Annotated in this window: 19 protein-coding genes; 11 read left to right on the top strand and 8 right to left on the bottom strand. The window is 56.8% G+C overall.

Annotated features, from left to right (window positions below):
- Nucleotides 1-67: 67 nt before the first annotated feature.
- A complete protein-coding gene (locus AAAC48_RS06620; protein WP_340653424.1) occupies nucleotides 68-607 on the bottom strand; it encodes a sigma-70 family RNA polymerase sigma factor in 540 nt (179 codons plus the stop codon).
- A gap of 169 nt (nucleotides 608-776) precedes the next feature.
- Here AAAC48_RS06620 and argB point away from each other — a divergent pair, with 169 nt between their 5' ends.
- Nucleotides 777-1,679: an acetylglutamate kinase gene (gene argB, locus AAAC48_RS06615; RefSeq protein WP_340653421.1), complete on the top strand. Its 903-nt coding sequence runs from the start codon at nucleotides 777-779 to the stop codon at nucleotides 1,677-1,679.
- On the opposite strand, the gene AAAC48_RS06610 is transcribed toward argB, so the two are convergent.
- Nucleotides 1,680-2,162, bottom strand: coding sequence for an Lrp/AsnC family transcriptional regulator (locus AAAC48_RS06610; RefSeq protein ID WP_340653420.1), 483 nt, complete (start codon nucleotides 2,160-2,162; stop codon nucleotides 1,680-1,682).
- Nucleotides 2,163-2,285: 123 nt separating this feature from the next.
- Between AAAC48_RS06610 and phhA the strand changes: the two genes are divergently transcribed.
- A complete protein-coding gene (gene phhA / locus AAAC48_RS06605; protein WP_340653419.1) occupies nucleotides 2,286-3,119 on the top strand; it encodes a phenylalanine 4-monooxygenase in 834 nt (277 codons plus the stop codon).
- A 109-nt stretch (nucleotides 3,120-3,228) separates the two neighbouring features.
- Here phhA and AAAC48_RS06600 read toward each other — a convergent pair whose 3' ends face one another.
- Entirely contained in the window at nucleotides 3,229-3,837 is a 609-nt protein-coding gene (locus tag AAAC48_RS06600; RefSeq protein ID WP_340653418.1) for a GGDEF domain-containing protein, read from the bottom strand.
- 246 nt (nucleotides 3,838-4,083) lie between these two features.
- Between AAAC48_RS06600 and AAAC48_RS06595 the strand changes: the two genes are divergently transcribed.
- The gene (locus AAAC48_RS06595) at nucleotides 4,084-4,809 is read left to right on the top strand and encodes a pyrimidine 5'-nucleotidase (protein WP_340653417.1); all 726 of its coding nucleotides are present in this window, start codon (nucleotides 4,084-4,086) and stop codon (nucleotides 4,807-4,809) included.
- A 5-nt stretch (nucleotides 4,810-4,814) separates the two neighbouring features.
- Here the strand turns inward: AAAC48_RS06595 and AAAC48_RS06590 are convergent, their stop codons facing one another.
- Nucleotides 4,815-5,657 carry an LOG family protein gene (locus tag AAAC48_RS06590; protein WP_340653416.1) on the bottom strand — a complete coding sequence of 281 codons (843 nt, stop codon included), beginning with the start codon at nucleotides 5,655-5,657 and terminating at the stop codon, nucleotides 4,815-4,817.
- A gap of 155 nt (nucleotides 5,658-5,812) precedes the next feature.
- Between AAAC48_RS06590 and dapD the strand changes: the two genes are divergently transcribed.
- On the top strand, nucleotides 5,813-6,667 hold the full coding sequence (gene dapD, locus AAAC48_RS06585) for a 2,3,4,5-tetrahydropyridine-2,6-dicarboxylate N-succinyltransferase (RefSeq protein ID WP_340653415.1): 855 nt from the start codon (nucleotides 5,813-5,815) through the stop codon (nucleotides 6,665-6,667).
- A gap of 42 nt (nucleotides 6,668-6,709) precedes the next feature.
- Here the strand turns inward: dapD and AAAC48_RS06580 are convergent, their stop codons facing one another.
- Nucleotides 6,710-7,735 carry a 2-dehydropantoate 2-reductase gene (locus AAAC48_RS06580; RefSeq protein WP_340653414.1) on the bottom strand — a complete coding sequence of 342 codons (1,026 nt, stop codon included), beginning with the start codon at nucleotides 7,733-7,735 and terminating at the stop codon, nucleotides 6,710-6,712.
- 100 nt (nucleotides 7,736-7,835) lie between these two features.
- Here AAAC48_RS06580 and dapE point away from each other — a divergent pair, with 100 nt between their 5' ends.
- Both dapE and AAAC48_RS06570 read left to right on the top strand, forming a co-directional pair.
- Entirely contained in the window at nucleotides 7,836-9,023 is a 1,188-nt protein-coding gene (gene dapE, locus AAAC48_RS06575; RefSeq protein ID WP_340653413.1) for a succinyl-diaminopimelate desuccinylase, read from the top strand.
- Between the two features lie 16 nt (nucleotides 9,024-9,039).
- Nucleotides 9,040-9,651 carry a hypothetical protein gene (locus tag AAAC48_RS06570; protein WP_340653412.1) on the top strand — a complete coding sequence of 204 codons (612 nt, stop codon included), beginning with the start codon at nucleotides 9,040-9,042 and terminating at the stop codon, nucleotides 9,649-9,651.
- Here the strand turns inward: AAAC48_RS06570 and truA are convergent.
- Genes truA through def form a run of 3 tightly spaced genes read right to left on the bottom strand, consistent with a single transcriptional unit; the run spans nucleotide 9,603 to nucleotide 11,873 of the window.
- Entirely contained in the window at nucleotides 9,603-10,388 is a 786-nt protein-coding gene (gene truA, locus AAAC48_RS06565; RefSeq protein ID WP_340653411.1) for a tRNA pseudouridine(38-40) synthase TruA, read from the bottom strand. The two genes, AAAC48_RS06570 and truA, sit on opposite strands and share 49 nt — an antisense overlap.
- 14 nt (nucleotides 10,389-10,402) lie before the next feature.
- Nucleotides 10,403-11,332, bottom strand: coding sequence for a methionyl-tRNA formyltransferase (fmt, locus tag AAAC48_RS06560; RefSeq protein WP_340653423.1), 930 nt, complete (start codon nucleotides 11,330-11,332; stop codon nucleotides 10,403-10,405).
- A 10-nt stretch (nucleotides 11,333-11,342) separates the two neighbouring features.
- The gene (def, locus tag AAAC48_RS06555; protein WP_340653410.1) at nucleotides 11,343-11,873 is read right to left on the bottom strand and encodes a peptide deformylase; all 531 of its coding nucleotides are present in this window, start codon (nucleotides 11,871-11,873) and stop codon (nucleotides 11,343-11,345) included.
- Between the two features lie 113 nt (nucleotides 11,874-11,986).
- On the opposite strand from def, the gene AAAC48_RS06550 reads away from it, so the two are divergent.
- The 5 genes from AAAC48_RS06550 (at nucleotide 11,987) to AAAC48_RS06530 (ending at nucleotide 19,084) form a co-directional block, all read left to right on the top strand.
- Entirely contained in the window at nucleotides 11,987-13,225 is a 1,239-nt protein-coding gene (locus AAAC48_RS06550; protein ID WP_340653409.1) for a DNA recombination protein RmuC, read from the top strand.
- A 144-nt stretch (nucleotides 13,226-13,369) separates the two neighbouring features.
- Complete coding sequence (locus tag AAAC48_RS06545) at nucleotides 13,370-15,385, top strand: hydantoinase/oxoprolinase family protein (RefSeq protein ID WP_340653408.1); 2,016 nt, start codon at nucleotides 13,370-13,372, stop codon at nucleotides 15,383-15,385.
- Nucleotides 15,386-15,474: 89 nt separating this feature from the next.
- Entirely contained in the window at nucleotides 15,475-17,670 is a 2,196-nt protein-coding gene (locus AAAC48_RS06540) for a malate synthase G (protein WP_340653422.1), read from the top strand.
- 10 nt (nucleotides 17,671-17,680) lie between these two features.
- Complete coding sequence (locus AAAC48_RS06535; protein ID WP_340653407.1) at nucleotides 17,681-18,205, top strand: DUF3859 domain-containing protein; 525 nt, start codon at nucleotides 17,681-17,683, stop codon at nucleotides 18,203-18,205.
- Nucleotides 18,206-18,256: 51 nt separating this feature from the next.
- A complete protein-coding gene (locus AAAC48_RS06530) occupies nucleotides 18,257-19,084 on the top strand; it encodes a DUF2066 domain-containing protein (RefSeq protein WP_340653406.1) in 828 nt (275 codons plus the stop codon).
- Nucleotides 19,085-19,294 lie beyond the last annotated feature (210 nt).

Raw genomic sequence — 19,294 nt, 5'->3', positions numbered from 1 at the left:
CCCAACACGTATTCGGCAGCGACGAGATCATCGCCTTCGGGGATTGTGTCTTCGGGTGGTGTCGAGCTCATCCCTCCAGGCATTCCTTCAATTTTATCAGGCTGCGGCGCAGCCATGTTCGCATCGTATTCAAAGGCACATTGTAGCGGCTTGCCAGCGTCTCGTAACTGTCGCCGTTCAGATAGGCGCCTCGAACTGCAGCGGCCCGCGTCGCTTCCAGCTGGCCGAGGCAATCGTAGATGCGCCGTGCTTCGCCAGTCGCCATTGCGAGCTGTTCGGGATTGGGTGACGGTTCAGCAACGTCCACGGCCTGGTCCAGCTCGGCTGCTGCAGGCTTACGCGCACGCAGCACATCGATGCAGTGATTGCGGGCAATCGCGACCAGCCATGAAATCGGGCTGGTATCGGCGACGGCAAATCGATCTGCCTTGTTCCAAATCTTGACGTAGATATCCTGCAGCGCGTCTTCTGCTTCCGTCCGGTTACCCAAGATACGCAGACAGACGCCAAAAAGTTTCGCGCTGGTGGAGGTGTATAGCATATCGAAAGCCGCCCGGTCTCGAAGCGAGACACGCGAGATCAGCTCCGATATGCCTTCAGGCGTCATGTGGATGGCGTTTCCAGCGTCTTGTCTGCGCAATTTAAATCTGCCGACGGGTTGCGCTGTCAATGGCAGGTCGACAAAAACGTTGGCGCAGGGCCTAAATCATGTTTGCCCGAACCCGTCTTTAGCGGTAAGTACCCCCCGTCCTTCCAAAGCCGGAGCCTGCGCATCCATGTCCTCCACGTCCGACGCTGACCAAACCGCCGAAATCCAGGCAAACCTTCTCTCTGCCGCCCTGCCTTATATGCAGCGCTATGAAAACAAGACCGTGGTCGTAAAATATGGCGGCCATGCAATGGGTGATGCGACACTGGGCAAGGCATTTGCCCGCGATATCGCGCTTTTGAAACAATCCGGTATCAATCCGATTGTTGTCCATGGCGGCGGCCCGCAGATCGCGTCCATGCTTGCGCGTATGGGCATTGAATCGAAATTCGAGGGCGGCCTGCGTGTCACCGACGCGAAGACGCTCGAAATCGTCGAAATGGTTCTCGCTGGTTCGATCAACAAGGAAATCGTTGCTCTCATCAATGCCGAAGGCGAATGGGCGATCGGTCTGTGCGGCAAGGACGGCAATATGGTCTTTGCCGAAAAGGCCAAGAAGACCGTCATCGATCCCGACTCAAACATCGAAAAGATCGTTGACCTAGGTTTCGTCGGCGAGCCCGTGGAAATTGATCGTACCCTCCTCGATCTTCTTGCCCGCTCCGAAATGATTCCGGTCATCGCACCGGTCGCTCCGGGCCGCGATGGTCATACTTACAATATCAATGCCGATACGTTTGCGGGTGCCATTGCAGGTGCCCTTGCAGCTTCGCGGCTTCTGTTCCTGACTGACGTGCCGGGTGTGCTTGATAAGAACAAGGAGCTGATCAAGGAGCTTTCCGTTGGTCAGGCCCGCGCACTCATCAAGGATGGCACAATCTCGGGCGGCATGATTCCAAAGGTTGAAACATGCATCGATGCGATCAACCGCGGCGTCGAGGGCGTCGTTATCCTCAACGGCAAGACGCCGCATTCGGTTCTGCTCGAACTCTTCACCGAACGCGGCGCGGGCACTCTGCTCGTTCCCTGATCATCGTTTGAGGTGACCCAGCGGGATTTTCCCCGGTCCCTTGATATTTTGCAGGACAAGTTGGGTGTGCACATCACGCACACCCTTCAGGCGCATGAGCCGATGCATGACGAAATCGTTGAGATCGTCCACCGTCGGAACCATCACGTGCAACAGGAAATCGTGTTCGCCTGTCATGGTCCAGCAGGACGAGACCTCGTCCATGCGCTGGATCTCGGCGATGAAGCGCTCGGGCGAGTCGTCGCTATGCGTATTGAGGCGAACCTGCACAAAGACTTCCACCATCAGGCCTATCGCCCGTCTGTCGATGGTGGCGGCAAAGCCCTTGATTACACCGCTTTCCTGCAGGTGTTCGAACCGCCGCGCGCAGGGCGTTGCCGACAGGCCGATCATTTGCGCAAGATCAGTTACCGCAATGCGACCATTGCCCTGAAGAATTTGCAGCATCTTGACTTCAAAGTCGCTCAATTGAGGTGATATCACTCAGTTTCCTCCAGAATGAGAGATAATTCACCTGAAATAATGCATCCTTGAGCTGTTTAGGTCAAATTCTCTCGTTTCCTCGTTTTATCCTGTCGCAATGATCACGAATTGGAGGAGCATCCCATGACTATCAGCGTTGAAGCCTATGCGCGCGAATGTGCCGAGCAAGGATTGCGTGGCAACTATGCCGTTTGCCATGCGGATTTCACCGTCGAGCAGCAGTACGACTACTCTGACGAAGACCAGGAGGTGTGGCGCACGCTTTGCGATCGCCAGACGAAATTGACATCGAAGCTCGCCCATCACTCTTATCTCGATGGCGTGGATGCGCTCGGCCTGCTGGATCGTATACCGGATTTCCACGCGGTCAGCGAGCGGCTACGCAAATTGACCGGGTGGGAAATCGTCGCTGTGCCGGGCTTGATCCCGAACGAGCCTTTCTTCGATCATCTGGCCAACCGGCGCTTCCCGGTGACGAACTGGTTGCGGAGCAAGAAGGAGCTCGACTACATCGTCGAACCAGACATGTTCCACGACTTCTTTGGCCACGTACCGATATTGAGCCAGCCGGTCTTTGCCGATTTCATGCAGCTCTACGGCGAAAAAGGTGGCGCGGCATCTCGCATGGGCGGCGAACAGCTTGCGGCCAGGCTCTACTGGTATACAGCCGAATTCGGACTGATGCAGGAGGAGGGGGCGCCGCTCAAGGCGTTTGGTGCTGGCCTTATGTCATCGTTCAGCGAGTTGCAGTTTGCTGTAACAAGCCCGGATGCGCATCATGTGCCGTTTGACCTCGAAACGGTGATGCACACGAATTACGAAATCGACAAGTTCCAGCGTGCCTATTTCGTCTTGCCATCGTTTGCATCACTGCGAGATGCCTTCGAGAAGGCTGATATGGCGACGTTGATTGCCCGCTGGAAAGATGTTGAGCCAATGGATCCGGCGACGGTCTAGGCCTCGCCGGGTAACTGGCCTTTCGCGGCCAGTTGCCTCAAGCCGCATTCTTCATGCCTGATTGGATGCGCACGCAGTTGCGGCCGTTGCGCTTGGCCTCGTAAAGCCTTCAGTCAGCAATCTGGAAGTGATCGGCCATCGCGCCTTTCGACACGCCGACGATGCCACCAATGCTGACGCTGAGCGGTACACGTTCGTTCTCGGGTGTCTGGAATTCGAGCTGGGTTACTTCTGCGCGAATGGTTTCGGCAGTGGATTTGACCCGGGTCTCATCGTCCGTCGCGAGATAAACAGCGAATTCCTCGCCGCCAATGCGCGCTATACTTTTATCGTTGCCGACGCACTTGGCGATGCATTGGGCAATGGCCATCAAGGCACCGTCGCCATTGTAGTGCCCGTGCATATCGTTGATCTTTTTGAAATGATCAGCATCAATGATCAGGAGAGATCCAGCCTGTTGCCCGCGCACTTTTTCCATGTGGTTGAAGAACGCCTCGCGATTGAGCAACCCGGTCATGCTGTCGCGTGATGATTTCTCGAACAGCTTCGCATTAGTGACTTCGAGTTCCTGCATGACCCGGTTGAGCGTTTCAAGCGTTAGCCGTAATTTCTCGGCTTGCCGGAAGACCAGGAAAGAGATGGCGGGGGAGATCAGCAGGGGGCAGACAGTGGCGATCATATATCCCTTCGGGTCGTGCATGTCGTTGGCGGTCATCATGATTCCCGTGATCAGCAGGGAACACATCACCGAAATGACCATGACCATCGCGCATTTGAAGAGAATTCTTTACATCGGACCTCTTGAACTGCCCCCAGGTACTACGACGCATTAATGAAGCGCCTGTTAGCAGAAAATTTAAAAACGGTCGTAGTTCAGACTTTTTTCGTCTATTGATTCGGGAGTGAAACAGATTTCCATGCATCTGCTTTTGCTTCTTGAGAAACGGCGGAACCTTTATCGTATATGACAAACCAACCTGATCCTTTGAATTTTGCCCATGTGACCGACTGGGTCTTCGATCTCGACAATACCCTTTATCCGCATCACTCCAATCTGTTTTCCCAGATCGATGTGAAAATGACGGGTTATGTTGCAGACCTCCTGAAGCTGTCCCATGCCGATGCGCGGGAGCTCCAGAAGCGGTTCTACAAGGATTATGGCACGACCCTCAAAGGCTTGATGGATCGCTATGACATCGATCCGGACGATTTTCTGCAGAAGGTCCATGACATCGACTATTCCTGGCTGGTGCCAGATCCGTCACTGGCCACTGCCATCAAGCAATTGCCTGGCCGCAAGTTCATTTTCACGAATGGCGACCGTGGCCACGCTGAGCGCGCGGCGCGTCAGCTTGGCGTTCTCGAACAGTTCGACGATATTTTTGATATCAGGGCGGCGGAATTGACGCCAAAGCCCGCCCGGGAAACATACAATCGCTTCCTCGATCTGCACAAGATTGAGGCGGCCAGCAGCGTGATGTTTGAGGATCTGGCGCGCAATCTCGTCGAGCCCAAGGCTTTGGGCATGACAACGGTCCTGATCGTGCCACACAATTTCGAACCGACATTCTCGGAAATCTGGGAACGTGATCCGGGCAATACGGACCACGTCGACTATGTCACCGATAATCTTGCCTCGTTCCTCAATTCAATCCTGCCGCGGCCGGTGAACGTCAGCGAGACCGTCTGATACGGCTACTCCAGCTCGTAGAAGGCCTTAATAACGTCCCAGGCTTCTTCTGCCTTGTCGACGAAGGTGATTAGTTGGCGGTCTGACGGCGAAATGACACCCTGTTCGGCCAAGAAATCGAAGTTGATGGCCTTTTCCCAGAAGGACTTTCCAAATAGCAGGAAGGGAATGCGCTCCATTCGCCCTGTCTGAATGAGTGTAAGTGCCTCGAACGTCTCATCCATCGTGCCGAAGCCGCCGGGAAAGATTGCCATGGCTTTGGCACGCATCAGGAAGTGCATCTTGCGGATGGCAAAATAATGGAAATTGAAGCAGAGCTCTGGCGTCACGTAGGCGTTGGGTGCCTGTTCGTGCGGCAAGACAATGTTCAGGCCAATAGTCGGGGCACCGACATCGGCAGCGCCACGGTTGCCAGCTTCCATCACGCCCGGTCCGCCGCCGGTGACAACGACAAATTCGCGATTATATGTCGTCGAAGAGTAGGTCGAGCATAGTTGCGCAAACTTGCGCGCTTCGGCGTAGTAATGCGAGTTGGCTTCAAGATTCTTCTTCTGCGTTTCATTTTTTGCGGCCCATGCCGCCCCTCCCGGCTCCGGAATGCGAGCACCGCCAAACAAGACGACGGTGGAGCGGATGCCGCGTTCGGCGAGAGCCATCTCGGGTTTTAGCAACTCCAGCTGAAGGCGCACCGCGCGCAAATCGCGGCGTGTCATGAACTCCGGGTCGGCGAACGCCAGACGGTAAGTATCCGATTGAGTCTGCGGTGTTTCAGGTGACGTCTCGACGCGCCGAACCGCTTCAGAGGAATGAGAAAACGGCGTCCAGCTATTTTTTTCATCGGTGTTCAATTTTTCTTCTCCTTCTGCGGACGCGGATGACGTTTACAGACATAAAAATCCATCCATCATCCAACATGGTAACGCCGAGATTGACCCTCTCCCAGACTTAACTTACTAGGCCATGCAATCCGCTTTAACCGCCCGTGTAATGGAGTGATATCAAAATGTCCAAGCCCGATCTCGCCAGTCTCGAAAAGACGATCGACAAGGCCTTCGATGAACGCGATGCGATCAGCACTGAAACGCGCGGCGAAATTCGTGAGGCCGTTGAAACTTCTCTACTCCTGCTCGATAGCGGGGAAGTGCGTGTTGCCGACAAACAGCCAGATGGGGCCTGGAAGACCAATCAGTGGCTGAAAAAGGCGGTTCTCCTGTCGTTCCGTCTCAATCCGATGGGCATAATCGAGGGTGGACCTGGCGGTGCGACCTGGTGGGACAAAGTGCCATCGAAATTCGATGGCTGGGGCGCAACTGAATTCGCCAAGGCAGGTATTCGTACGGTTCCAAATGCGATTGTCCGCCGTTCCGCTTACATTGCTCCAGGCGTGATCCTCATGCCATCTTTCGTCAATCTCGGCGCCTATGTCGATGAGGGTACAATGGTCGACACATGGGCGGGGGTCGGTTCTTGCGCGCAGATCGGCAAGCATGTGCATTTGTCCGGCGGCGTCGGTATTGGCGGTGTTCTTGAGCCGATGCAGGCTGGCCCGACCATCATTGAGGACAATTGCTTCATTGGTGCGCGTTCGGAGGTGGTCGAGGGCTGCATCGTCCGTGAAGGTGCTGTGCTTGGCATGGGCGTATTCATCGGCAAATCGACCAAGATCGTCGACCGCGCAACTGGCGAAATTTTCTATGGCGAAGTGCCGCCTTACTCGGTGGTCGTTGCCGGTACGTTGCCGGGCAAACCCTTGCCGAACGGCGAGCCGGGCCCGGGCCTTTACTGTGCCGTGATCGTCAAGCGCGTCGATGAAAAGACGCGTTCCAAGACTTCGATCAACGAATTGCTGCGCGACTGATTTGTTTCGCCAAAGGGGGCCTTTGACCTTCTTTGGCGGCTTTCAGATGTTTGCCGTACGGATTTCCTCAATTGAGTGGCTTCGAAGGGGCTCACCCTCCGCTTGCTTCACACAGGCCAATACGCGTCTCAGGAGTGGAACCGCGATATTTTTCTCATCGGCCAATCGAACGAGCACACCCTGCAGATAGTCGATTTCCGTCGCCCGTCCGCGCGATAGATCCTCCCACATGGAGGAACGGGCGCGAGGATCGATGTTGAGCATCTTTTTCGCCAGGATTCGGAAAAGAAAATTTGGTAGGCGCAGAACCCAGGGCACAATAGCGGGCGAAACACCCTGAATCTTTGATGGTACGATGCCATGCGCATTGAGAACCCTCAGACCCTCGCTCATCTGATCCGCCAGAAGAAGCCGCCAGTTTCGATCGGCTAGTTGCGTCGCAAGTGGCAGGTTCGATAACGCATTGGGCGCGTTGTTGAGGTTCATCAGTAGTTTACCCCAAAGAACGCCTTGCATGTCCGGATTGTCACGGACCTCAAGGCCTGGCACTGAAAGATCATCAGCAAGATCTGCCGACCTGTCATCGATGAGAACGACACCTTCAGTCGTGCGTCTTACAGTGAGTGGTACGACGTCCGGTTCGGACTGAACGACGTTGAATGGCACCATGCCGGAAATCACCGTGAAGCCTGCGGAAAGATTTTGGTGCAGGACCTTCGCATTGTTGACGCCGTTTTGCAGGCTGACAACTGTTGCCTTTGACGGTGCATGCGCTGCAATCAGCTTGGCCATTTCCTCGGTGGCACCGCTCTTGACGGTGACGAGGATGATGTCGGCACGCTTGAAAGCAATTGCGGGATCAACGGCCAGGTCAAACGCCTGCGGCCCCACCAGTCTCGCTGTGCCATCCAGATCGATAATCTTGAGACCATGCTGCGCAAGAGCAACTTCAACGCGTGGCCTCACGAGGAAGGTCACGCGCTTGCCGGCCGCGGCAAGGCAACCACCCGCATAGCAGCCAATCGATCCGGCACCGGCGATGACAATCCGGCTATCGTCTGCGATCATTGCACTCCCCTGATCGACCTACTCTTAAGGCATTAAAACAGATGCAGGAACTGCGATCCAGTGCGTGACAGGATCGCGCTTTTCCATTATCGCTTTAGGCATGAAATCCTCGACAGATCCTGTACAAAACCTCGCCCAACTCATTGCATGCCCGTCGGTAACGCCCGTCGAAGGCGGTGCGCTGACCGCGCTGGAAGCTATGCTATCACCGCTGGGCTTTTGCGTGGAGAGGCCGATCTTTAGCGAAGACGGCACACCCGACATCGAAAATCTCTATGCGCGGCGTTCCGGCAATGGACCGCATCTGATGTTTGCAGGGCATACGGACGTCGTGCCTGTCGGCGATGAAGCTTCATGGACTTATCCGCCTTTTTCCGCCGCCATCCACAACGGTGAAATGTATGGGCGCGGTGCCGTGGACATGAAAGGCGGTATTGCCTGTTTCACTGCTGCCGTGGCTCGCCAACTCGAGAAGAACAGCGATCTGAAGGGCTCGATTTCCTTCCTGATCACCGGTGACGAGGAAGGTCCCTCTATCAACGGAACCGGCAAGTTGCTTGAATGGGCCAAGGCAAAGGGCGAAAGCTGGGATGCGTCCATTGTCGGTGAGCCAACCAACCCGGACAAGCTTGGCGATATGATCAAGATCGGCCGGCGCGGTTCCCTGTCAGGCACGATCATCGTGCGTGGCGTTCAGGGCCATGTGGCCTATCCGCATCTTGCCGATAATCCCGCGCGCGGTCTGGTAATGCTGGTGGACAGCCTGCTTTATCCGGCCTTCGACAAGGGCACGAAAGACTTTCAGGCAACCAATCTTGAGGTCACGACCATTGATGTTGGTAACCCGGCGGTGAACGTAATACCGGCCAGGGCAACAGCAACATTCAACGTACGCTACAACGACACGTGGAATGATGAGACCTTGATGGCGGAGATACACAATCGTCTCGACCAAGCTTCCGGGCGCCGTAAATTGCGCCCCGGGAAGAAGATGGCCGTGAATTATGAATTGATTTGGCGTGACCGGCCAAGTCATGTCTTCCTTACCCGCAACGAGAAGCTGATTGGCACGCTGACGGCGTCAATCGAGGCGGTTACAGGAAAGCGGCCTCAACTTTCGACCTCCGGCGGTACCTCTGATGCCCGCTTCATCAAGGATTATTGTCCAGTGGTCGAATTTGGTCTTGTGGGCAAGACGATGCATATGGTTGATGAGCGGGTGGCGATTGCCGATCTTGAAACGCTGACCCAGGTCTATGAGCGCTTTATCGCCGACTTTTTTGCTTAGACGCACATGAGTGATCATGCCGGATTTTGATGAAATTCAGCGATATTTGTGGGGCTCCTGGCGGATGATGAATGGTCATGCCGACGGGCTTGATCTGCTGGATTTTTCCGAAGACGGATTCTGGCAGTCGTTCCATGCCATTACCATCTCGTTGCCGCCGCTCATTCTCGGCTGGATTATCTTCGCAAATGATATCATCGCACTGCAGCCGGAAACGGGAAACCGGTTCTCGATTATGGGGCGGGTAGCTTTCGTTGATCTCGCCGCGTGGGTGTTGCCATTGGTTGTACTCGCCTTGACCGCGCGCCGGCTCGGCATAGCCAAGCGCTTCAGTCCCTATGTCGTTGCCAGTAATTGGGGAACAGCCCTAGGAGCCTGGTTGATGGTGCCGGCAACGTTGGTGCGGGCACTTATGCCAGATTGGCCCGGTCTTACCACCGGTTTCGGTCTCCTGCTTTACGGGGCCATTATGGTCCTGACTTACCGACTGACCTATGTTGCGCTGAAGAAACCCCATACCTACACGGCTGTGTTCTTTGTGGTGCTTGTTGCGGGATCACTCTTCCTGATGATACTGCTTCAGAGCATGCTGGGCATTTCCCTGCCGGAAACGGCCGTGATCGGATAGTCGACGGCAATAAGATAAAGCCCGTAGGGTGGGGCAACTGGTCCGCAAGCCTTGCGGTCGCGCGCTGCAAGCGCTGCGCTTACATCGTCCGCATTCCAGCGTCCGCAGCCGACTTCGTTAAGCGTCCCTGCGAAAGAGCGGATCTGGTTGTGCAAAAAGGAACGGGCCGACGCTCTGATCTCGATGATCTCGCCATTGCGCGCGACGCTTAGGTGGTCAAGCGTTTTCACCGGGCTTTTCGACTGGCATTGGGTCGCACGGAACGTGGTGAAGTCATGCGTTCCTATAAGTCGCTGCGCTGCCTCGTGCATGGCCCCGGCATCGAGCGGTTTCTTCACCCACCACGCGCGGTTCATTTCTAGCGGAGCAGGTGGCCGTCGATTGATAATGCGGTAGAGGTAATGCCTGCCCGTTGCCGAAAAACGCGCATCGAAATTTTCGCCAACGAGTTCGACATTGATGATACCGACCGTCTCGCCAGCGATGACCAGATGTGCGTTCAGCGCCTCACGGATCTTCGAGCTGCTCCAGTTCTTGCTCAAATCCACGTGGGCGACCTGCGCGGTCGCGTGGACGCCGGAATCGGTGCGGCCGGCAGCCCCTAGAGATATGGTTTCACCGCAAAACTTGAATATCGCCTGTTCGATCGCAGCCTGGACCGTGTGGCCATTTTCCTGCCGCTGCCAGCCCGCATAGGGGGTGCCATCATATTCGATGGTCAATTTATAACGAGGCATTCAGACTACGCCGCTCATGGCAGGCGTGTCCCTTGCGCGATCTTGGCGCCACGCTGGAATTCCTGCCCGTCCATCACCTTGCCGCCTGCACGCTGCAGCGAGCGCAGACGTACCGCACCCTCGCCGCAGGCGACGCGCAAACTGTCATCGAGCACAGTTCCTGGTTCACCGACGCCAGTCGCAAGGATCGAGCGCAGCAACTTCACCCGTTCCAGGTTTTCGCCGATTTCCATCTCGCACCAGGTTCCGGGGAAGGGCGCAAGGCCGCGGATACGGTTGTGAACGTCTATCGCGGGCTGAGTCCAATCGATGCGGGTCTCGGCCTTTGTGATTTTTGAAGCATAGGTGACACCGTCTTCCGATTGTGGTGTCAAGGTCAGGCTATCGCGCTCCAGCGCGGCCATGGCGCGCACCATCAAATCCGCGCCCGCCATGCTGAGCTGGTCATGCAATTCGCCTGCGGTCATGTCAGCGGTGATCTTGATCTTTTCTGCCATGGCGACCGGGCCAGTATCGAGACCCTCGTCCATCTTCATGATCATGATGCCGGTTTCGAGATCACCTGCCATGATCGCCCGCTGGATCGGCGCGGCACCGCGCCAGCGCGGCAGCAAGGATGCATGGCCGTTGTAACAGCCGAGGCGTGTTCCCTCGAGAATTGCCGGAGGCAGGATGAGCCCATAGGCAACGACGACGGCGACATCGGCCTGAAGATCACGAAACGCCTTCTGCTCCTCATCGCTCTTGAGACTGTTGGGTGTGCGCACCTCGATGCCGAACTGTTCGGCATTGCATTGTACGGGTGAGGGCGTGAGTTCCAGTCCGCGCCGGCCTGCAGGACGTGGCGGCTGGCTGTAGACAGCGACGATCTCATGGCCTTGGCCGATTAAGGCATTGAGAATGGGCACGGAGAAATCCGGCGTGCCCATGAAAACAATACGCAAACTCATTGGCTTATACCGCCAGCCGGCTCGGTGGACGGTCCTTGGCGAGTTTCTTGAATTTCTTGACCACCATTTCGCGCTTCAATCGCGAAATATGATCGATGAACAAAACGCCGTTTAGATGGTCTATCTCATGCTGCAGGCAGGTAGCAAGCAGGCCATCGGCGGCAATTTCACGGCTCTTGCCATCCAGGTCCAGATACGAAACCCGCACTGTCGCCGGTCGATCGACTTCAGCGTAGTAATCGGGGATCGAGAGGCAGCCCTCCTCATAGACGTTACGTTCATCGCTGGACGACAATATCTGCGGATTGATGAAAATCTGCGGCGCCTTGGGCTCGTCCTCTTTGGCAAGATCGATCACCAGCATGCGCAGCGGTTCGCCCACCTGAATGGCGGCAAGGCCAATGCCCGGCGCATCATACATCGTGTCGAGCATATCGGCCGAAAACTTGCGCAAATCGGCGTCAAAGCGCTCCACAGGTTTTGAAACCTGACGCAATAGCGGATCGGGAAGAATGACAAGTGGTTTGATAGACATGAGCATCACCTAATATCTCGGCTTTCAACCGTCAATCCGATGCGAAAGCCATTTGTGAAAATGTTCTTGTTTTGATCTCACATTTGCTATCCGAATCGGTTAGTCTGCACGCTATGGAAACGTCACTTTCTCTCGACCAAACGCTGTTTCAGCTCGGCGCGACCTCTGTATCTGTGGGTGCGGCCCTGCTTGCGGTGTCGGCAATCGCCACGCTGATTGTTGTCTTGGCTGTCATTGCCGTGTGGCGCTCGGCCCGTATGCGGCTTGTTGCCGAAATCCAGGCAGAAGACCGGGCGCGCGATGCAGAAGCGCGCATGGGCGAAATCCTTAAGAGCCAGGCCGAGATGCAGGGCCGCATGCAGACGATGGCTGAACTTTTTGGTTCAAGGCAGGCCGAGCTCAATCAGTCGATCCGCGAAAGGCTTGACGGGATGACGAGCCGCATCGGCCAGACCATGACCGAGCAGACGCAGTCGACCCATGAAAATCTGGCTAGGCTGCAGGAGCGGCTCGCCGTCATCGATACGGCGCAGAACAATATCCAGGCGCTTGCCGGGCAGGTGGTGCAGTTGCAGGCGATTCTTGCCAACAAGCAGACGCGCGGTGCCTTTGGCCAGGCGCGTATGGAGGCCATCATCGCCGATGGACTGCCGCAGGGCGCTTACGAGTTTCAGGCAACGCTCTCCAATGGCAGCCGGCCCGATTGTGTCGTGCGCATGCCGAATGGCGCCCCCAACCTTGTCATCGATGCGAAATTTCCACTGGAAGCATGGAACGCCATTCGCGAGTCCGAAAATCCGGAAGCCAAGAAGATCGCCCTCGCTCAGTTCCGGCGCGACGTGGAAGTTCATATCCGCGATGTCGCCGAGAAATATCTGATCAATGGCGAGACGCAGGATACGGCGTTTCTCTTCGTGCCGTCGGAATCGATCTTTGCCGAGATCCACGAGAATTTCGAAGGCGTGGTACAGAAGGCGCATCGCTCGCGTATTGTCATTGTCTCGCCATCGCTGCTGATGCTGTCCATTCAGGTCATTCAGGCGGTGCTCAAGGATGTGCGCATGCGCGAACAGGCGCATCTGATACAGGGTGAGGTCATCCGGCTTATGGAAGATGTCGGCCGTCTTGATGACCGTGTTCGCCGCTTGCAGACGCATTTCGGCCAGGCCAACAAGGATATCGACGATATTCTTGTCTCCTCCAGCAAGGTCACCAAGCGCGGCCAGAAGATCGAGGCGCTGGAATTTGCCGAAGCTCCGGTTGGCGACGTTGGCAAAGACGTCGAAGCTGGCCGTTCTGCTGCGTCAGCGACGGGTCAATTGCGACTGCGCGTCGTTGATGGTGAAGACTAGGGTCAGGACCAGATCGACAGGTCCTGACCCTAGAAGTGCATGGTCGCCTCCAATCTAACGCGCCTGCGGCAACAAATGGTCGGAATGGCGCTAGCCGCGCCGGCCATCATGCGCTAACCCTGCCTGCAAATGGCGCAGGGCATCATGGCTGAATCCACAACTGAACAGGCGATCTTTCTCGGTATCGACACCGGCGGCACCTATACGGATGCGGTGCTGTGGTCGGAACACAGTGGTATCATCGCCAAGGCCAAGGCTTTGACCACGCGGCATGATCTGAGCGTCGGCATTTCGGGGGCGGTCGAACGCATTCTCGCCCAAGCGTCTGTTCGGGCAGCAGATATCAGACTTGTCTCCATGTCGACGACGCTTGCCACCAATGCGTTGGTCGAAGGGCACGGCGGACGGATCGCGCTCGTCATGGTCGGGTTCTCGGAAGCCGATCTCGACAAAGCCGATCTTCGGGTCGCGCTTGGCTCGGATCCGGTGGTGTTTATTCCAGGCGGACACGATGTCTATGGCCGGGCGCAACTGTTTGACATGACGGCTTTGAGCGAGGCATTGCCCCGTCTGGCACAAGAAGTGACTGGTTTTGCGGTCTGCGCCTATTTTGCAGTGCGCAATCCAGAGCATGAAATTGCCGTACGTGACCTGGTGCGTAAGCAAACCGGTCTTCCCGTCACCTGCAGTCATGAACTGTCGGCAAAACTTAATGGCCCGCGCCGCGCGCTGACCACTGTTCTCAATGCCCGGCTTATCGCCATGATCGACCGGCTCGTGGCCGCTACGGAAGGCTTTCTCGACCGGCGAGGCATCCACGCGCCGCTGATGGTGGTGCGCGGTGATGGCGCGCTGGTCTCGGCGGCATTTGCCCGGCACCGGCCGATTGAGACAATCCTCTCAGGACCTGCGGCCAGTCTGGTTGGCGCGCGGCATATGACAGGCCTTGATAACGCGATCGTGTCGGACATCGGCGGGACCACGACTGATGTCGCGGTGCTCGATAAAGGCCGCCCGCGCCTCGACCCGAATGGTGCGACCGTGGGCGGCTTCCGCACCATGGTGGAAGCGGTGGCCATGCGAACCTTCGGTCTTGGCGGCGATTCGGAAGTGTCGCTCGACGACAATGCGATGGCGCCCAGCATCAGGCTTGGGCCACGGCGGCTCGTGCCGCTGTCGCTGCTTGCCGCCAATCATGGTTCCGCAGTTACCGATCATCTGGCGCGGCAGGTCAAAGCCGCCAATGCAGGCCGGCTCGATGGGCGCTTTGCGCTCCTGACCGGGGTGCCAGCGCAAATGGCCTCGGGCCTGAGCAAAGGCGAGGCCGAACTTTATGAGCGCATCACGAACGAGCCGCAGCCGCTGGACCGGTTGTTGAATTCCGTTTCGCAGGCCGCAACGATCAACCGTCTTGTCGCGCGCGGGTTGGTGCACCTTTCAGGCTTTACGCCGTCGGATGCCTGCCACGTTCTTGGCCTGCAGGATAACTGGAATGCGGAAGCCGCGCGCTATGGCGCAATTCTTTATGCCCGGCGCAAGGATGGTGCAGGACGCCCGCTTTGCGACACGCCGGAGGAAGTCTCCCACCGTACCTATGACGCGCTGATCCGCCGCTCGTCCGAAGTGGTCCTCGAAACGGTCTTCGCCGAGGACGGGCTTGAAGGACCGGAGACGGTTGCAAGCCCGCTTGTTCAACGGGCGCTTTCAGGCGAGAGCGGGATTGCCGGTGCCAGGCTGGACATAGATCGGCCAGTGATCGGGCTGGGCGCATCGGCCCCCGTCTACTATCCGGCTATTGGCGACATCCTTGGCACAAAATGTATCGTCCCCAGTGATACGGATGTAGCCAATGCGCTTGGCGCGGTTGTCGGGCAGGTGCGGGTGTCGGTCGAAGCGCATATCAGCCAGCCAGTGGAGGGTTTGTTCCGTGTCATGGCAGGCGAGGTGGTCAAGGATTTCCAGATCGAAGAGGAATCGATCGCGTTTGCAGAGGGTGTCCTGAAGCATCAGGTTGGGCAGTTGGCGCTCGAAGCTGGTACCGATGATGCGCACATCACCATTTTAAGGGACATCAGCGCTGCGACCGTCGAGGATCAGCGTAAGTTCATTGAGGCGGTGCTGGTGGCTACTGCTTCAGGCAGGCCTCGTATCGCGCATTAACTCATTCTTTCCACTGGGGCATAAATCCTGTTCACTATTGATGAATTGACGGGGAATGCCCGGATGTGTTCAAGGGTAGGATGACGAATATCGTGAAGGAACGGATTATGGGCGAGCGTATCGAAATCAACGGTTTGAAGGTGGCGAAGGAGCTTTATGACTTTGTGGTCAATGAGGCCATTCCCGGAACCAGTATCGATGCGGCACAATTCTGGTCGGGCTTTGCGCAAATTGTCGAAGATCTGGCGCCAAGGAACCGCGAACTGCTGCACAAGCGCGACGCGTTCCAGCAAAAGCTCGACGCGTTCTATAAGGAAAAACGCAAATCCCTATACAGCCAGGAGGAATACGAAGCCTTCCTGAAAGAGATCGGCTACCTTTTGCCCGAAGGTGACGCCTTTTCTGTTTCAACAAACAATGTCGATCCGGAAATCGCCGTCACCGCTGGCCCGCAGCTTGTCGTTCCGGTCATGAATGCCCGTTATGCGCTGAATGCAGCAAATGCGCGCTGGGGTTCGCTCTACGATGCGCTCTACGGCACGGATGCCATTTCAGAAGAAGGCGGTGCCGAAAAGGGCAGGGCTTTCAACCCTGTTCGGGGCGCGAAAGTGATTGCCTGGGCCAAGGCCTTTCTCGATGAAAGCGCGCCGCTAGAGGGCGCGAGCTGGGCGGATGTTTCGGGTCTCAGCATTGAAAATCAAAGGCTTGCCATCGAGGCGAATGGCAAAGGGGTGCCGCTCAAGGACGACGGGCAATTTGCCGGGTATCGCGGTGATGCCAAGGCTCCAAATGCGGTTTTGCTGGTCAACAACGGGCTGCATGTGGAAATCGTCATTAATGCTGACCATCCAATTGGCAAGAACGATCCCGCGCACATTGCCGATGTCCAGCTGGAATCGGCGCTGACAACGATCCAGGATTGCGAAGATTCGGTTGCGGCCGTCGATGCGCAGGACAAGGTCGTTGTGTATCGCAATTGGCTCGGCCTGATGAATGGCGATCTCCAAGACACCTTTGAAAAGCGTGGCAAGACCGTCACGCGCAAGCTCAATGCCGATCGCGAATATAAAGGCAAGGACGGCAAGCCGCTGACCGTGCCCGGCCGGTCATTGATGCTGGTGCGCAATGTCGGTCATCTCATGACCAATCCGGCGATTCTCGACAAGGACAATCACGAAATTGCGGAAGGCATCATGGATGCGGCGATCACCGCTTTGGCTTCCCTCCATGATATCGGCGTCAACGGACGGCATATGAACTCGCGTTTGGGTTCCATGTATGTGGTCAAGCCAAAGATGCACGGCCCTGAAGAGGTCGCGTTCGCTTCCGAACTGTTCGGACGGGTAGAGGCCTTGCTCAACCTGCAGCCGAATACGATGAAGATGGGCATCATGGACGAAGAGCGCCGCACGACGGTGAACCTGAAAGAAGCAATTCGTGCTGCCAAGGAGCGTGTCGTCTTCATCAACACTGGCTTCCTCGACCGCACCGGCGATGAAATCCACACTTCCATGGAAGCGGGGCCGATGATCCGCAAGGGCGACATGAAGCAAGCCGCATGGATTGGCGCTTACGAAAACTGGAACGTCGATATCGGCCTCGAATGCGGGCTTGCCGGCCATGCGCAGATCGGCAAGGGCATGTGGGCCATGCCTGATCTGATGGCAGCGATGCTTGAGCAAAAGATCGCCCACCCCAAGGCTGGCGCCAACACTGCCTGGGTACCGTCACCAACGGCCGCGACACTGCATGCGACGCACTACCACAAGGTGAATGTCGCTGAGGTGCAGGCGCGGCTGAAACAGCGCGACCGCGCCAAGCTCAGTGATATCCTGTCCGTGCCGGTAGCTTCGCGCCCAAACTGGACGCCGGAAGATATCCAGCGTGAACTCGACAACAATGCGCAGGGGATACTCGGTTATGTCGTGCGCTGGGTCGACCAAGGCGTTGGCTGCTCTAAAGTGCCGGATATCAACAATGTTGGCCTGATGGAGGACCGCGCCACCTTGCGAATTTCCGCCCAGCACATCGCGAACTGGCTGCATCACGGCGTAGCCACCGAAGCGCAGGTGCTCGAAACACTCAAGCGAATGGCGGCGGTCGTCGACAAGCAGAATGCTGGCGACCCGCTCTATCAGCCGATGGCGGCCGATTTCGACGATTCGATTGCGTTCCAAGCGGCTTGTGAGCTTGTTTTCAAGGGCCGTGAGCAGCCGAACGGCTATACCGAGCCGGTCCTGCATAGACGCCGCCTGGAGCTCAAAGCCAGGCAGGCGACAGCCTAGATGTTTGAAAATGGCCGTCCTTCGCCGCGTCTGCAACCTTGTTCTCCTCGTCCTATCGATCGTGGGGAACACAGGACTGGCGACGGCCGAGGAGGTTGAGCCAAAAATCGAGATTGTCGATTGGGGCTTGACCAGCGCCAAGGAGGTCGGATCCGAAGTCTCCCCCGATACTCCGACGGGATTGAACCGGCTGGTGGAAGGTCCGGTCAACGTGACCCGAACCACGAAGATTCACGCCTGCATCGGCACGAGTTTTGGCATTCTCTATAGAACGTCCGGTATCGAAGACTTCGGTGTCCTTCCCATTACCGTCGTGGTTTTTCACCCTCTGATAAGAGCGCCGGATGGACGGCGGATGGAAAGGAGCAGCTGGCCTGACAGCGCTGTTGCGGGGCGACGGTATGCCGGCTGGGTCTTCGAGAAAAATTTCGAACTTGTCTCCGGCTCATGGACAATCTCGCTGCACGACATATCGGGCAAGGAGCTGACTGCGAAAAGCTTTGACGTGATCGCTGGAAACTGCCCGATTTCCTAAGGTAGCGATTGTGCCAAGTTGACTTGTCAGCATGCAAGGATGTTGAACCAGATGAGCCGCATGTGGAATTTTACTTGTCTCGCCGGATCGCTCGCAATTGCCTTCCTGCTCAGCGGCAGTCTGGCGGCCGCTGCTTCCATTGCCGATCTTTATCGATCGACAGCGGTCGTGTCCGGGCAAGGTGAAACAAACAGAGCCAAAGGTCTGGCACTGTGCCTGGAAGATGTTCTCGTGAAGGTGTCAGGTGATCCGCGCCTGATAGGGGATCCCAAGGTTGTTGAACTGACCTCGCAGGCTGCTGGATTTGTTGCACATTTCCAGTATCGCGACCGTATGTCCGGCGTTCCAATGCACGACGAACAGGGTTCCTACGACCGTCCGCATGATCTGACTGTCGATTTTGATGCCGAGAAGATCGATGCCGTATTGCGATCGCTAGGACGCAAGCCCTGGCTCTCGGCAAGGCCGCATGTTGTGGTATTTCTCGCGGTGAACGGAAGGAAAGAAAAGTTCGCACTGACCAGTGATCGTGATCCCGATATGCGCCGCTCCCTCGCGGCAGCGGCAGAACGCGTTGGCTTGCCGGTGGGTTTGCCAACAAATGCACAACTTGCAAAGCAAGGCTGGAACGTGGAGACGCTTCCCAGGTCGGATATTTCCAATCTTGATGCCGCAGCCACGGCGGCCGGCAGTGAACTAGCACTAGCGGGAACCCTCACCTGGAGCGATAGCGCACTTGGCTGGATCGCCGACTGGCGAATGAGATCGGATGCAAAGAACTATCGATGGCAAATCCGCGGTGTTGGCTTCGACGATGCGTTTCGCAATGGCATGCGGGGTGCCGTGCAGGTTCTTTCAGGCCATGGCCAGCCGCAATAGATTGGTCGCGACGATGCTGACCTACTTGTTTGCTGGCTGATTCTTGTTTAGGCGATGGCGCATGAAACTGCTTGCGCTCGATACCGCTGCCAACCTCTGCGCCGTTTCCGTTCTCGATGTCGAGACCGGGACAATGCTTGTTGAGGTCAGCGAAGACATCGGCAAGGGCCATGCCGAGCGACTGATGGCTGTTATCGAGCGTGCGATTAA

The sequence above is a fragment of the Phyllobacterium sp. genome (assembly GCF_037994405.1).
Taxonomy (GTDB): Bacteria; Pseudomonadota; Alphaproteobacteria; order Rhizobiales; family Rhizobiaceae; genus Phyllobacterium.
The sequence above is the reverse complement of the archived record's forward strand: the minus strand, read 5'-3'. Positions and strand labels throughout refer to the sequence as shown.